This is a genomic window from Aestuariirhabdus haliotis (assembly GCF_023509475.1).
GTDB classification, from domain to species: domain Bacteria; phylum Pseudomonadota; class Gammaproteobacteria; order Pseudomonadales; family Aestuariirhabdaceae; genus Aestuariirhabdus; species Aestuariirhabdus haliotis.
In genome coordinates this window covers 52,158-66,010 of sequence record NZ_JAKSDZ010000017.1, presented here as the reverse complement: position 1 = coordinate 66,010, position 13,853 = coordinate 52,158, and the positions used below count along the sequence as shown (strand labels likewise).

Here is a 13,853-nt window from a genome sequence, read left to right as displayed (position 1 = left end):
GAATCCAGAATCGCGGCACGTCTTTGCAGTAAGGTCCAGACCTTTCAAAAAGGCGTAACAAAGAGTCTGGGTTCGCCTGAAAGCCCCGTAGGGCGATCCTAAAATGGTTTCTCTCGGTGTTGAAGCCCTTGTTCAGGTCTCGACATGAACGGCGAACTTCGCCTTGATAAAAACCATTTTAGGATCCGCAGAGATCTATCCGAATTAATCAGAGGTGCCTTAATTCGCCCTTTCATTTTCTCATTCGAACAAAAAAGTGTGACGGCCACGACAATAAAAACGTGTCGTGGTCGACTTCGTATACGTAATGATACGAATACTTGCTCGCGCCAACAGTTGCTAACATAGCTCTGCGCTGAATAACTAACGTTTGCAGCATGCAAACAGCAGATCTACAGAGAGTTGTCTGACAACGGTCTACACTGAACAAATAGCACAGAAGCGGAGCTTATAATCATGTCACGTAGCAAGCCTTTTAATTTTATCGAAAGCATCTCAACCCAGAGAATCACCAGAAAATCCCGTAAAGAGCATGACGGCGTTGCCCCTCTGCTCAAGTCCAATCTGCCAACGCACCAGCTGCCTGCAGCAGAAGCCAGCGCCGAATTCGTACGCGGCTACAACTGATTCCCTGAACACTGCACCTGCGATTCCGCCGCGGGTGCAGTGTTCATTCAAACTCCCTAGGACCTTCATGGAGTATGGGAACGCCTGAAATTTTCAGGCGAAGTTCATTACACACCTCATTTATTCCGCACAGTCTTTTCACTCGAGTTAATCTGATCGCACGATTATTACTTTGCCTTTATTACTGTTATTTGCCATCCAGGCAAATGCCTTATCGATTTCTTCAGTGGTAAATACTCGGTCCACTACGGGTGACAACTGACCACGCCCAATCGATTGCCATAACTGATTGCGCATGGATTCTAATAGCGCACCTTTAAATCCAACCGTTCGTCCGCGCAATGTCGACCCTTGAATACGAATTCGCTTCATCAAAATGGTCGCCGCGTCCAGCTCACAACGACGCCCACCCATTAATCCGATCAGTACCAGACGCCCATCCATTGCCAATAGCGAAACACTGTTCTCCAGCCAATCACCGGCGACCGGATCCAACAGAAGATCAAACGGCGCTAATGCCTGCAATTTGTGCCAACACTGACTATCGCGCAGCACGGTTGTCTGGGCACCCAACTGCCGGCAATAATCGGCTTTTTCCTGGCTGCCTACGACGGCAACCACCGGATTATCCATCAAGTTGCACAGTTGAATAGCCGCGCTGCCCACGCCGCTGGCTCCGGCATAGATCAACACTCGCTCTTCTGGCTGCAAATCACCGATTCGATACAGGTTCAGCCAAGCCGTTGAATAAGCCTCCATAAAGCCCGCACCCTGGGTCATATCCCACCCTTTAGGTAGAGGCAGTAGTTGACGAACATCGCAAACCACTCGGTTCGAGAAGCCTCCTGCGGCCAGTAAAGCCATCACTGCATCACCGGGCTTCCAGCCGTCAACCCCATCGCCTACCGATTCGATAACTCCCGCGCATTCCAGCCCCAGCAGGTCGGAATAGCCCGGCGGCGGCGGATAATACCCCTTAAGCTGCATCAAATCGGCACGATTAACCCCACTGGCGTGAATTCTGATACAGACCTCCCCTGCAGCCGGAGGCTTAACCTCCCGTGAAACCCATTCCCCTTGATGGCTTTGCGTGGCAACCAATCCCTGCACTGTGATCATTATTCTTCCCCGGACTATCCGCTTCCACTAGACTATCCATAATACTCATTTACACATAAGCTGTGAGAATTCGTGCCTGCAGGCTGTTTTTTCAGACCGCTCGTCCGGGGACCGCATGATGTGCGGGAACCAACTCAGGCTTTTTTGTTCAAATCCAATACCCTGAATCGTTGAGAGATATTCATGCTTAACCTGGCTCTAACCAGAACACTTCCCCTATTGTTGCTACTGCTGCTAAGCCCGCTGGCCAGCGCCAAACTCCTGCCCCCGGAGCAACAGAAACTCACCGAGTTACAACCCACTCGCGAACAGGCGATCGCCAGCGTCAACATGGTTCAGCTTCTACGACGAGCCCATTACGAGAAAATCCCCCTGGATGACGAGCATTCCAGCAAAATACTGGATCGCTACCTTGCCAGCCTTGATCCCGCCCGCAGCCACTTTACACATAGCGACATTGAACGTTTCGAAGCCTATCGGAATGAACTGGACAATGCCTTGAAGACCGGCGATCTAAAACCCGGCTTCGACATCTACAACATTTACCAGCAACGTGTCGAAGAGCGCTTGCGTTTTCTTCTTAGCCATACCGATGCTGAACTTAAGACCCTGGACTTCAGCCGTGAAGAGTCGATCAAAATCGACCGCAGCGAGATGCCCTGGGCCCTCGATACCGCCGAACTGCAAGACCTGTGGCGACGTCAGCTAAAAGACAGCGTGTTGCGCCTTAAGCTGAACAAAAAAGAACTCCCCGAGATCAGCGAGCTATTGACCAAGCGCTACCGCTCTCAATTGAATCGCCTGTTCCAGGCCAATAGCGAAGATGCCTTTCAGGTTTATATCAACGCCTTTGCTCGCATCTATGACCCTCACACCCAATACTTCTCCCCCCGCAATGCGGAAAACTTCGACATTAATATGAGCCTGTCCCTCGAAGGCATAGGAGCCGTACTGCAAGCAGAAGACGATTACACCAAGGTAGTCAGCCTGGTCGCCAAAGGCCCTGCCGACAAAGCCGGACAACTCAAACCTGCCGACAAGATCGTTGGTGTAGCCCAGGGAGAGTCAGGAGACATCGTCGATGTCGTAGGCTGGCGCCTGGATGAAGTCGTACAGTTAATCCGAGGCCCTAAAGCCTCAGTCGTGAAACTGGAAGTGATCCCCTCAGATGGTGACGGCGGTGGCACTCGCATCTACAGCATCACTCGTGAAAAGGTGAAACTGGAGGAGCAGTCAGCCCAAAAAAGCGTGATTGAGCTGGATCATGAAGGTAACGCCTATAAGCTGGGCGTTATCCAGATCCCGGCTTTCTACATTGACTTCAAAGCCGCTCAAGCGGGCGACCCCAACTACAAAAGCACCACCCGTGATGTAAAACGCCTCCTTAAAGAACTGGAAGAAGAAAACGTGGATGGTCTGGTCGTTGATCTTCGTGGCAATGGTGGCGGCTCACTGCAAGAAGCCAACGAACTGACCGGTCTCTTTATCCCAGGCGGCCCAACCGTTCTGGTACGAGACGGTCGCGGACGAATCGATGTACAGCAGGACCCGGATGGCAATCTGGTCTATGGCGGCCCCATGGCGGTTCTGGTCGATCGCCTCAGCGCATCGGCATCAGAGATCTTTGCCGGTGCCATGCAGGACTATCAGCGGGCACTGATCATTGGCGGGCAGACCTTCGGCAAAGGCACCGTGCAGACCATACAACCACTCAACCATGGGCAACTTAAATTGACCCTGGCCAAGTTCTACCGCATTTCTGGTAAAAGCACCCAGCACAAAGGCGTCGTCCCTGACATCCACTTCCCGTCGCTCTATGACAGCAGCAAAATTGGTGAAAGCGCCCTTGATGACGCCCTGCCCTGGGACCAGATTCGACCCGTCGCCTATATGGGCCTGGAGCCCACAGAGCCCTACTTGCAAAAGCTCCAGCGCCGACACAACCAACGGGCAGCCAACGACCCTGATTTTACCTATCTACAGGAGCAAACCCAGCTGCGCCAAGAGCAGGACACACGTACCAGCCTGTTACTCAACAGCCAGGCAAGAAAAGATCAGTACGAAAACCTCAAGAAACAGAGGCTGAGTATTGAAAATCGCTACCGGGAGGCTCGTGGTGAAGCGCCTCTTGAAACCCTGAACGTCGATAATGAAGACAAGGGCCCCGCGCCTCACCGTCAGGAGCAAAAAGAAGATGAAGACGCGTTCGTAAAGGAAGCCGGTAATATCCTGCTGGATTTCATCAATATGCGGCAAAGAGTAGCGGCCAACGCGGCCTAACGTTACTCCTGCATACGCTTGCCAAGAGCCCGCACCCTGCGGGCTTTTTGCTTTTGCCGTCCCCACAACCCAGATGCCATCCATAACCCACAAGAAGTCGATACAGCGTACTGCCAGCGGCGGGGAACTTCTTGTCCTCAGGTACACAATCGCGGATCAATTCGATAGTTTTGCAAATTGCCGGTTAACGGAAAATCCACTTTTGGCTCCAACAAACGGCGACTCAGATCGGCCTGCTGATGCTGCGCTCTCAACAGCTCCCCAATACGGCCGGGCATCTGCTCCGCTTCAGCCAGCACATTGCGCAAACTACCATAGTGATTAATCAGCTCGCTGGCCCTCTTGGGCCCTACCCCATCGACCCCGGGGATATGGTTACTGCTGTCACCGCAGAGCGCCCAATAATCTCGAAGTAACCCCGGGGACACCCCGAAACGCTCACGAATCGCCTGATGATTCCAATCAAATGAACGGAAATGATCTCTCACAGACACCTGTTCATTTATTAGTGGCAAAAAGCCCTTATCCGTTGATAACACCCTGATCTTGACGGCTAAGCCCTGCAGGCGAATGACAAGCGCCGTAATAATATCATCCGCCTCCGTAGAAGGCTGATCTATAAGAGCAACGCCCTGATGGACCAACCATTCAAGTAATGCTGGCATGAAGCGCTGCAGATCTTCCGGCATCGGCTTGCGTCCCAATTTATAGTCAGCATAAAGCTGGTGACGCCAGGTAGGTCCGCTCCCATCCATAACCATTATCAGATGGGTGGCCTGATACTCACGAACGGCTCTTCTGAGTGAAGCTAATAAGGTTTCTTCCAGCTTATCCACAGACTGTTGGGCACCATAAATTCGACGCACCAAATTCATACCATCGATCAGTAACAGCTTTACTTCGGGGGCTACAGCGTGCTCCATAAAATTCCCTTTTTATGCGTAAAAGGTTGTCCACAAAATCTGTGGATAGATATGGGGACAACATATGAAAAAACGTCTGAAACTGCACAAACAAGCACAGGAATACAGATTGTACGTTTTTTGATCATTTATTTTTCTTTATTTTTCAATAGGTTAGGACAAACAAAAGATAAATAATGGCTTATCTACATAAAGTATTGTGCTGAGAAAAAAAATGAGTAATGTGCATAACACGAAGAGAAACAGCCTGTAAAGGCTCGAAGCAGGCTTTTTAAACAATAAGAGACGCAGCTCAAGTCTGCAGATTAAACTGCAAATAAGAACGCTAAAAAGAGATTCAGGGGAGTTGGCGGAGCGGACGGGACTCGAACCCGCGACCCCCGGCGTGACAGGCCGGTATTCTAACCAACTGAACTACCGCTCCGAAAAGAATTGGTGGGTGATGACGGGATCGAACCGCCGACCCTCTGCTTGTAAGGCAGATGCTCTCCCAGCTGAGCTAATCACCCAAAATCTTCTCTATAAAGGTCATTACATCTATCCCCACTATCAACCCGGAGTTAATAATGGCGGAGCGGACGGGACTCGAACCCGCGACCCCCGGCGTGACAGGCCGGTATTCTAACCAACTGAACTACCGCTCCAAAGTGGTGGGTGATGACGGGATCGAACCGCCGACCCTCTGCTTGTAAGGCAGATGCTCTCCCAGCTGAGCTAATCACCCACGTGTTGGACGGCGCGAATTATACGCAGCAACCCGAATGGAACGCAACCGTTCACCCCTACTTTTTTCCAAATCGCTCGAGTAAGAAAAAAATCCATCCCGCTAATCCGATTCTGCTACCATATGCGCCCAATTTTGGAGAGCACAGAACAGCGATTATGTGGTTTAAGAATCTGATTGTTTACCGTTTCACGAAGCCCTTTACCGACAGCGCAGAGTCCCTTGAAAAACAGTTACTCGAAGGCGCTTTCAAACCCTGTGGAAAGCAGGATCTATCCAGTTTCGGGTGGGTACCCCCGCTGGGCAAGCAGAGTGAGCTGCTGGTACACAGCACTAACGGCTACTTGATGCTCTGTGCGCGTAAACAGGAGAAGTTACTACCCGCCAGCGTAGTGCGCGAAATACTCTCTGAAAAAGTTCAGCAGATTGAAGACGCCGAGCACCGCAAACTCTACAAGAAAGAGCGAGATACTCTTAAAGAAGAGATCACCTTCGAGTTGATGCCCAGGGCATTTACGCGCAACAGTACGACATTTGCTTTTATTGCTCCACGGCAAGGACTGCTAATGGTCGACGCATCGTCCATGAAAAAAGCAGAAGAGCTGGTAAGCTATCTGCGCGGCAACCTGGGTAGCCTACCGGTCGTACCTCCTGCGCTGAAACAGTCTCCAGCTAGCGTGATGACAGGGTGGCTCAATCAGACGCCTGCCGGGTTTGAGTTAGGCGATGAAGCCGAGCTCAGTGAGCCCGGCGATGAAGGCGGAATTATTCGTTGCAAGCGCCATGATTTGACCGGCGAGGAGATTGCTATTCACCTCGACGCCGGAAAGCAGGTTAACAAACTGGCTCTAAGCTGGAATGATCAGCTTTCCTTTCTCTTGAATGATGATTTCAGCCTTAAAAGATTGCGCTTTGGCGAGGAGATACAGGAACAAGCCAGCGATCAGGGAGGGGAAGATGCTGCCAGCCGTTTTGATGCCGACTTCTCCCTGATGAGTGCCTGCCTTTGCGATCTTCTTGAACAGGTTATTGAAGCGCTTGGCGGCGAAGATAGCTCCAGGCTGGATAACGCATAAAGCTCGATGACCGCGCCGCTTTCGAGCGGCTAACCAGCGCTTGTCACTGAATTGTAAAATACCCACAAATTCTGTGGATAAGTCTGTTAATTGCAGCGGTAGAACTACCCTTATCCCGCACTTTGATAACCACCACCTCGAATTGATTGTTTTTTAACCAAAATACAACTTTAGACCCAACCACCCCAGAAAAAGCCTAATATTTTCAACAAGTTATGGAGCTTTAATCATTCTCACAAGAAGACTAGCAAATAACTATAATGGCTCTCTGCCTGCCCCCTTCCACCTACCCTGGCTCATTGTGGATAGAAAAATACGCCAACAGCCCTACAGCCCAGTAAAACCGGTAGAAAACGACCGCGAGAACAACCTTTCTGACTAGCACAACTGAAGGCTGGCTTAACAACAAGTCCTCACCCATGCATCGGATCAGTTGACTCAATACTAACGAGCGCTTAAGGACAATAGGTGGCTAAACACTCAAAGCGAGGACTATGCGCCGAGTAGTGCGAAATGTTCGGTTACAACGCCAAACAACTCGGCCCCGTGAGAAATACTGTCAGGGAATACCCTTTCAAAGATCAGCTGGCGGTTACCCTGATCCAGTCAAATCCTTGCTCCTGATTAGCAAAGGTCAGCCGAGCCTCATCGATATAAGGCAACAGCTGCTCAAGAACCTTCTCAGTGAGGTTATTTTGTTCGCTGATATGAGCAATCACCAGATGCTGCAGGCGCTGTCGGTCAACCAAAGACAATAGCTCTGCCGCCTGCTCATTGCTGAGATGCCCGTAGCTGCCAGCAACCCGACGCTTCAAGGATGGCGGATAAGGTCCGGAAGACAACAGATAAGGGTCATGATTGCACTCCAGCAGCAACCCGTCACAAGACCGAAAAGATTCGACCACATGACGCGTAATACAACCCAGGTCGGTCAATACCCCGACAGTGCATTGATCGGCAGAAAAGCGGTACTGTAGCGGCTCACGGGCATCGTGCGGTACCGCGACGGGATGCACTTCGATATCTCCAATGACAACGGGTGCCTGGTCGGCAATCACCTGTATATTGTCAACTTTCTCCAGCTTGCCAACATACCGGGTGCCAGCACTGAGGTAGACCGGTAGATCATACCGACGGGCCAAACCCGAGACCCCCTTGATATGGTCGCCATGCTCATGAGTAACAAAGACAGCGTTTAACTGATCCGCCGTAACGCCACGCATTTCGAGCCGTAGCAATGTCTCCTTAAGACTAAAACCACAATCGACTAACAGCAGGGTGTCGGCATGGCGAACCAGGGTACCATTACCCTTGCTACCACTGCCTATGGATGAGAATTGCATACCGTATAAAGTGCGGGAGCCGCCGCTGTCGGCGCCCCCCCGCGAAAGCCTAGCTTAGGTTATCTTTCAGCAATGTGAGCAGATCAAGGCTGATCTCTCTCGGAGCAAGCTCGGTAACACTACGCTCAAGGGTCACTTTCACCTGGGAACCGACACGGGTCAGCCGCAACTGATAGCTGTCTACACCCGGTTTGTTGTCGGTGGCATCATCATCAGAGAACCAGTCGAAAAGACCACCCTCCTCTTCCTCTTCTGTCGCAACCGTCAACTCCTCCCCATGGTTTATCTCAAGGTAATAGAGCCCTTGGCCCCGGTCACGATCGACAACCTTAATAGTGGTTGCTTGCAGCGCCCGACCAATAGCCGCCCAGCTGCGATCGTAAGCCAGGTCGAGTCGTAAGGTGGGGTTACCATTACCGTCCTCAACCAGAGATGTGCGAGTCCCTATACTGAGATCCTGAGCAACCAGAGATACCGACTCCGGTTCATCTGAGAGGCTCAGGGCGAACACCAACATCTCATTGAGCATCGCTGATTGCACCAGATCACTGGTATCATCGGTACCCCAGTTCACGGCAGGGTTTTCTTCATCTGCTGGGGCACGAGCATGCAAAAGATGAACTTCCGTGGTTCCTTCCTGAACCCCTTGCTGCATGTTTATACGAAATTTATCCTGCATATCATCGCTGATATCCGAACCGAGCAAATTGCCAATAATTCGTCTTACCTGATCTTTCTGCTCGGTCTCATTGATGACAACCCAACTGGTCTCCATTTCACCATTGGCGGGATCGTTCACTTCCAGATTAATACCGCTGGACTCCCAGAAGCTGATCAGTGCCGGCCATACTTGCCCAGGCTTCTTCTGCGAAAGAATCCATCGCGCATTGCCATCCTGTTCGATTCGATAGAGGTCAGTGTCACCGGCCAATACAATGGCATTGGGCCTTGGTACAACAAACTCTTCCCCTTTAGGCCCATCGCCTTGCTCGGGGATCAACATCAGCGTGTCAAAACGGGAATCATCATACCCTTCGGGTAATTGTGTCACCGGATACAGTTCCGCTGATCGGTAATCATTGCCCCGGTCACGGATGTAATCATTCACACAACCACTCAGCAAGATCATGGCGGTGAGTACAGCCAACATCCTCAATTTATGCATTCCTGGGAGCCTCAATATTTCAGGTTATTACAAACGGCAAATATCAAAAGAATTACAACAGCTTGTTGCGCTTTAACACATCACGAACAATGGCTTGCGATGGTTCAGAAAGCGGCGTTAGGGGCAAGCGTATGCCACCTTCAATCATCCCCATCTCCTGCAGTGCCCACTTCACAGGAATCGGGTTGGACTCGACGAATAAATTGGAATGCAGGGGCATAAGCTCTTCATTCAAACGACGAGCTTCATCGGCCTTCCCGGCAAGAGCCAAGCGGCAAAGCTCGGACATTTTGGCCGGTGCGACATTGGCCGTGACAGAGATATTACCCTTGCCTCCAGCAAGAATGAGTTCAACCGCCGTCGGATCATCACCCGAATAAACAGCAAAATCCGCACTGCAGTTTGCGATCAGACGCTTGGCACGCTCAATATCACCCGTCGCTTCCTTTATACCGACAATGTTATCCACCAGGGCCAACCGCTCTACCGTTTCAGGCAACAGGTCAACCGAGGTACGACCTGGCACGTTGTAAAGAATTTGAGGAATCTCGACACGTTCCGCAATGTACTTGAAGTGCTGGTACATGCCTTCCTGGGTCGGCTTGTTGTAATAGGGGGTCACCAGCAAGCAGGCATCGACACCGAGCCCCTTGGCTTCCTGGGTTAGCTCAAACGCTTCATGCGTCGAATTGGCACCCGTTCCTGCAATCACAGGGATACGTCCTTCAACCTGCTTGACCACTCGACTTATGACCTGACAGTGCTCGGTGACATCGAGTGTCGCAGACTCGCCGGTTGTGCCCACGGCGACAATGGAGTTGGTTCCTTCACGCAGGTGGAAATCAACGATTCGGGTAAGCCCGTCCCAGTCAACATTACCATCTTCGTGCATTGGCGTAACCAGTGCCACCATACTGCCCGTTATCATTGAAAACCGCTCCATCGAATTCAAAAAGAGGTCTATGTTACTGAGCCCCCGAGACAATCACAAGCTTACATCACAAGCGCATTCTGATAGTTTCCCGGGGTTGCGTCGCGATCATCAAACTGGTCCTATATGGCTTGCGTAAAGCGCCCCTTCGGGCGCTCCAGAAACCAAACCATTCAAGGGATCCTCAAGATGAGTTTTAGCGTAGGCGAAGCAGTAACCGACTTTCGTGCCCAGGCAACCAGTGAGAAAGATATTGTACTGTCCGCCCTCAAGGGCTATCAGGTAGTTATCTACTTCTACCCGAAAGACAGCACACCGGGCTGCACCACCGAAGGTCAGGACTTCCGTGACCTGTACAACGACTTCAAAGCAGCCAAAACCCTTATCTTTGGTGTCTCCCGCGACTCTTTACGCTCCCATGAAAACTTTAAAGCCAAACAGGAATTTCCTTTCGAACTGATCTCCGATACTGACGAAGCGCTCTGCACGCTGTTTGACGTGATCAAAATGAAAAACATGTACGGCAAACAGGTACGGGGTATTGAGCGCAGCACTTTCCTGATCGACGCCGAGGGTGTTCTCAAGCAGGAGTGGCGCAAGCTCAAGGTCAAGGGCCACGCAGAGGAAGTATTGGCTGCGGCTCAGTCTCTGGCAAACTAGAAACTGAGCGCCGAAGGAATCAACTGCTGGTTGATTCCTCCTCTTCGGGTTTGGGCCAGGCCGTCATCAGGGCTTTTAACAAAGTAGCCAACGGGATCGCAAAAAAGACCCCCCAAAAACCCCATAGCCCACCAAACACCAGTACTGCAACGATGATAGCAATGGGATGCAGATTGACCGCCTCAGAAAACAATAACGGCACCAGAACATTCCCATCCAACGCCTGAATAATACCGTAAACGACCATCAGCACAATGAACTCATTGCCCCAGCCCCATTGGAAAAAGCCGATCAAGGCAACGGGAATGGTGACTACTGCAGCGCCTATATAGGGCACAACCACCGACAACCCTACCAGCAAACCCAGCAAGGCCGCGTAACGCACACCAAGAATGGCAAAAGCCAGGTAAGTAACACCCCCGACGATAAGAATCTCGATCGCCTTACCTCGCACATAATTCGCAATCTGATCGCTCATCTCCTCGTACACCTGGTTCATCATGGGACGCTGGCGAGGCAATAGACCGCCAGCCCAAGCGGCCAAAACACCGCTGTCCTTGAGAAAGAAAAACACCAGAATGGGTACCAGCACCAGATAGATCAGGACGCCAACAAAACCGGGAATACTGGACAATGAAAACGATACAAACCACTGCCCGACATTGGTAATCTGGTTATTGAGGGTATCGATCCAGACCGTTACCTGCGTGTCCGAGATAAAACCGGGGTATTCATCCGGCAAAACCGACAACGCGTGATGAGCATCGCCAATCATGCGCGGCAACTCACCAAACAAACGCGAGACCTGGTCACCAATTAGCGGTAACACAATCAGCAGAATCACCAAAAACGAGGTGATAAACAACATAAACACCAGACTCACCGACAAGTTATGAGATAACCGCCTCTGCTTAAGTTGATTGACCAACCCTTGAAGCAAAAATGCCAATACCATGGCGGCAAAAACCGGGGCCAGCATGGTTCCCATGGTTAACACCACAACAAAACCAACAATCAGCAGAACCGATAAGATAACGGCTTCTTCGTCAAAGAAATAACGGTGTAGCCAGCCTTTAAAAAAACGGGTCATATTCAGATCTTTCACAAAGCACCCTTCTTTACTGTATGCACAAAGGTGCCATCGACCTCTTCACTGGCGATCAGCTTATGACCGGCCACCTCGCAGAACGCCTTAAAATCCCTTACCGAGCCAGCATCGGTCGCCTCAACCCGCAGCACCTGACCACCTTCCATGCCATTGAGCGCTTGCTTTGCTTTCAGAAGCGGCAAGGGACAATTTAATCCCTTCGCATCCAATTCAACATCTATCACCAGCGTCACCCGACTCTCCTTAACCAACATTGCTGCCAACGTTTTGAGCATAATAAGCCAACGATAGTAACCGATGACGACGTAATTCACATAGTACCCGACACTTATCTGTTGATTGGGTAAAGGGACTGGGAAGGATCCCAAAATGTCGGTAAAGTAACTTCATCGTAAGGAATCGACACAATCATGCCAAAATTCACCAATATGGTGGCCCTCTGTAGTGTGCTCTGCAGTAGCTCATTAGCACCAGCTAACGCCCAGGAACAAACTCTCCCCTCGCTTGGTGACAGTTCATCCGCTATCGTTTCTACCCAGCAAGAATATTATCTGGGTCGCGCCTGGTTACAAGCCTTGCGCAGGCAAGCACCGACCATCGATGACCCGGAGATGAAAGAGTACGCCGAAAACCTGATTTATCGGCTTCTTGAAACCAGTCAGGTCAAAGACCGACGGCTCGAAGTTGTCATTCTCAACAGCCCTGAACTGAACGCCTTCGCGGTCCCCGGCGGAATCGTGGGCATCAATTCCGGCTTATTCCTCTACGCGGCAAACGAACAGCAGTTCGCATCGGTACTCGCTCACGAATTGGCTCACCTTAGCCAGCGCCACTTTGCCCGAAACGTAGAAGAAGCCGAGCGCAACCGGATCCCCAGCCTGGCAGCCACGTTAGGAAGCGTGCTCCTTATCGCCGCCGGCGGCGGTGACGCAGGACTCGCGGCCCTGGCCACAAGCCAGGCGGCGATCCAGAGCCAGCGGATGAAGTTCAGCCGTCAAAATGAGCGTGAAGCTGACAATGTGGGCATACAGAATATGGCTCGAGCCGATATGGACCCCCGGGCGATGCCCGAAATGTTTGAGGCAATGAACCGAGCCACTCGATTCTCGGGGCAGAGGCCGCCAGAATTTCTCTCGACTCACCCGGTGACAGAAAACCGGATCGCAGAATCCCGGGCTCGAGCAGAGCAGTATCCGTTAAAACATTTCACGGATAACCCGACTTATCACCTGATGCGGGTCAAAGCCCAGATAAATCACTCCAGAGATCCTCGAAAAGCCATAAATAGGTACAAAGCCGAGCTGGAAAATGGCTCCAGCACGCCGGAGTTTGCCGTGCGTTATGGACTTGCCCTATCTCTGACCAAAGCTCAAAAACTGGACCAGGCTCAGCAGACACTTGCCCCACTCATCAAAGCCGAACCCGACAACCTGCATTACATGATTGCGCAGTCGCAAATAGACAGTAAAAGAGGCCATTACAAAGCCGCAGGTAAACGCTTGCGCGACGCTCTGGAATTTTCGCCGGACAACCTTCCATTGGCCATGAATTATGCCGATATACTGCTGGCCGAGAGAAAATACAAAGAGGGTGAGCGCATACTTACCCAGCTCGCCAACAAACGACCAAATGACCCGGATGTGTGGTATATCCTGGCCGAAGCAAGAGGGCTCGCAAAAGATATTCTAGGAGTTCACCTGGCTCGAGCAGAGTTCTTTTATCTAACCGGCGATATGGATCAGGCGATCAAGCACCTGGAATATGCGCAAACCCAGATTAAGGGAAATTTCGCACTGAGCGCAAAAATAGAGCAACAAATTAAAGACCTGCGCACCTATCAACAGAACATGGGCTTTTAACGAGCCCATTCCTGACAAGAGCAATACGGCCCGATCAA

At 51.2% G+C, this 13,853-nt stretch carries 12 protein-coding genes and 4 tRNA genes; 5 read left to right on the top strand and 11 right to left on the bottom strand.

The genetic code is table 11. From position 1 onward, the window contains the following. The first annotated feature begins 456 nt into the window (after positions 1-456). Positions 457-627, top strand: a complete 171-nt coding sequence (locus tag MIB40_RS11515) for a hypothetical protein (protein ID WP_249694219.1) — start codon at positions 457-459, stop codon at positions 625-627. Between the two features lie 147 nt (positions 628-774). Here MIB40_RS11515 and MIB40_RS11510 read toward each other — a convergent pair whose 3' ends face one another. Further along, a complete protein-coding gene (locus MIB40_RS11510; protein ID WP_249694217.1) occupies positions 775-1,746 on the bottom strand; it encodes an NAD(P)H-quinone oxidoreductase in 972 nt (323 codons plus the stop codon). Positions 1,747-1,929: 183 nt separating this feature from the next. Between MIB40_RS11510 and MIB40_RS11505 the strand changes: the two genes are divergently transcribed. Beyond that, positions 1,930-4,026, top strand: coding sequence for a carboxy terminal-processing peptidase (locus tag MIB40_RS11505; RefSeq protein WP_249694214.1), 2,097 nt, complete (start codon positions 1,930-1,932; stop codon positions 4,024-4,026). A gap of 137 nt (positions 4,027-4,163) precedes the next feature. Here MIB40_RS11505 and MIB40_RS11500 read toward each other — a convergent pair whose 3' ends face one another. The 5 genes from MIB40_RS11500 to MIB40_RS11480 all read right to left on the bottom strand — a co-directional run bounded on the left by MIB40_RS11500 (position 4,164) and on the right by MIB40_RS11480 (position 5,673). After that, positions 4,164-4,949, bottom strand: coding sequence for a 5'-3' exonuclease H3TH domain-containing protein (locus MIB40_RS11500; protein WP_249694213.1), 786 nt, complete (start codon positions 4,947-4,949; stop codon positions 4,164-4,166). 347 nt (positions 4,950-5,296) lie between these two features. Then, positions 5,297-5,373 (bottom strand) — tRNA-Asp (locus MIB40_RS11495). Between the two features lie 9 nt (positions 5,374-5,382). Beyond that, positions 5,383-5,458 (bottom strand) — tRNA-Val (locus tag MIB40_RS11490). Between the two features lie 58 nt (positions 5,459-5,516). After that, a tRNA-Asp gene (locus MIB40_RS11485) sits at positions 5,517-5,593 on the bottom strand. Between the two features lie 4 nt (positions 5,594-5,597). Then, positions 5,598-5,673: transfer RNA gene (locus MIB40_RS11480), tRNA-Val, on the bottom strand. A 158-nt stretch (positions 5,674-5,831) separates the two neighbouring features. Between MIB40_RS11480 and rdgC the strand changes: the two genes are divergently transcribed. Continuing rightward, complete coding sequence (gene rdgC / locus MIB40_RS11475) at positions 5,832-6,749, top strand: recombination-associated protein RdgC (protein ID WP_249694211.1); 918 nt, start codon at positions 5,832-5,834, stop codon at positions 6,747-6,749. A gap of 581 nt (positions 6,750-7,330) precedes the next feature. Here rdgC and MIB40_RS11470 read toward each other — a convergent pair. The 3 genes from MIB40_RS11470 to dapA are packed head-to-tail and all read right to left on the bottom strand — an operon-like array spanning position 7,331 to position 10,185. Then, a complete protein-coding gene (locus tag MIB40_RS11470; protein ID WP_249694209.1) occupies positions 7,331-8,092 on the bottom strand; it encodes an MBL fold metallo-hydrolase in 762 nt (253 codons plus the stop codon). A gap of 49 nt (positions 8,093-8,141) precedes the next feature. After that, positions 8,142-9,257, bottom strand: a complete 1,116-nt coding sequence (gene bamC, locus MIB40_RS11465; protein ID WP_249694207.1) for an outer membrane protein assembly factor BamC — start codon at positions 9,255-9,257, stop codon at positions 8,142-8,144. A 52-nt stretch (positions 9,258-9,309) separates the two neighbouring features. Continuing rightward, entirely contained in the window at positions 9,310-10,185 is an 876-nt protein-coding gene (dapA, locus tag MIB40_RS11460) for a 4-hydroxy-tetrahydrodipicolinate synthase (RefSeq protein WP_249694205.1), read from the bottom strand. A gap of 192 nt (positions 10,186-10,377) precedes the next feature. Here dapA and MIB40_RS11455 point away from each other — a divergent pair, with 192 nt between their 5' ends. Continuing rightward, positions 10,378-10,848: a peroxiredoxin gene (locus MIB40_RS11455; protein ID WP_249694203.1), complete on the top strand. Its 471-nt coding sequence runs from the start codon at positions 10,378-10,380 to the stop codon at positions 10,846-10,848. A 19-nt stretch (positions 10,849-10,867) separates the two neighbouring features. Here MIB40_RS11455 and MIB40_RS11450 read toward each other — a convergent pair whose 3' ends face one another. After that, positions 10,868-11,938: an AI-2E family transporter gene (locus tag MIB40_RS11450; protein WP_249694193.1), complete on the bottom strand. Its 1,071-nt coding sequence runs from the start codon at positions 11,936-11,938 to the stop codon at positions 10,868-10,870. 11 nt (positions 11,939-11,949) lie between these two features. Further along, positions 11,950-12,270 (bottom strand): sulfurtransferase TusA family protein, encoded by a 321-nt coding sequence (locus tag MIB40_RS11445; RefSeq protein WP_454892283.1) that lies wholly within the window; start codon positions 12,268-12,270, stop codon positions 11,950-11,952. Positions 12,271-12,366: 96 nt separating this feature from the next. Here MIB40_RS11445 and MIB40_RS11440 point away from each other — a divergent pair, with 96 nt between their 5' ends. After that, complete coding sequence (locus MIB40_RS11440) at positions 12,367-13,815, top strand: M48 family metalloprotease (protein ID WP_249694191.1); 1,449 nt, start codon at positions 12,367-12,369, stop codon at positions 13,813-13,815. The last annotated feature ends 38 nt before the right edge of the window (positions 13,816-13,853 follow it).

Bases quoted from the DNA above. Each gene is read 5' to 3' on its own strand.
- MIB40_RS11515 (WP_249694219.1), top strand. From the start codon at position 457: ATGTCACGTAGCAAGCCTTTTAATTTTATCGAAAGCATCTCAACCCAG.
- MIB40_RS11510 (WP_249694217.1), bottom strand. From the start codon at position 1,746: ATGATCACAGTGCAGGGATTGGTTGCCACGCAAAGCCATCAAGGGGAA.
- MIB40_RS11505 (WP_249694214.1), top strand. From the start codon at position 1,930: ATGCTTAACCTGGCTCTAACCAGAACACTTCCCCTATTGTTGCTACTG.
- MIB40_RS11500 (WP_249694213.1), bottom strand. From the start codon at position 4,949: ATGGAGCACGCTGTAGCCCCCGAAGTAAAGCTGTTACTGATCGATGGT.
- rdgC (WP_249694211.1), top strand. From the start codon at position 5,832: ATGTGGTTTAAGAATCTGATTGTTTACCGTTTCACGAAGCCCTTTACC.
- MIB40_RS11470 (WP_249694209.1), bottom strand. From the start codon at position 8,092: ATGCAATTCTCATCCATAGGCAGTGGTAGCAAGGGTAATGGTACCCTG.
- bamC (WP_249694207.1), bottom strand. From the start codon at position 9,257: ATGCATAAATTGAGGATGTTGGCTGTACTCACCGCCATGATCTTGCTG.
- dapA (WP_249694205.1), bottom strand. From the start codon at position 10,185: ATGATAACGGGCAGTATGGTGGCACTGGTTACGCCAATGCACGAAGAT.
- MIB40_RS11455 (WP_249694203.1), top strand. From the start codon at position 10,378: ATGAGTTTTAGCGTAGGCGAAGCAGTAACCGACTTTCGTGCCCAGGCA.
- MIB40_RS11450 (WP_249694193.1), bottom strand. From the start codon at position 11,938: ATGACCCGTTTTTTTAAAGGCTGGCTACACCGTTATTTCTTTGACGAA.
- MIB40_RS11440 (WP_249694191.1), top strand. From the start codon at position 12,367: ATGCCAAAATTCACCAATATGGTGGCCCTCTGTAGTGTGCTCTGCAGT.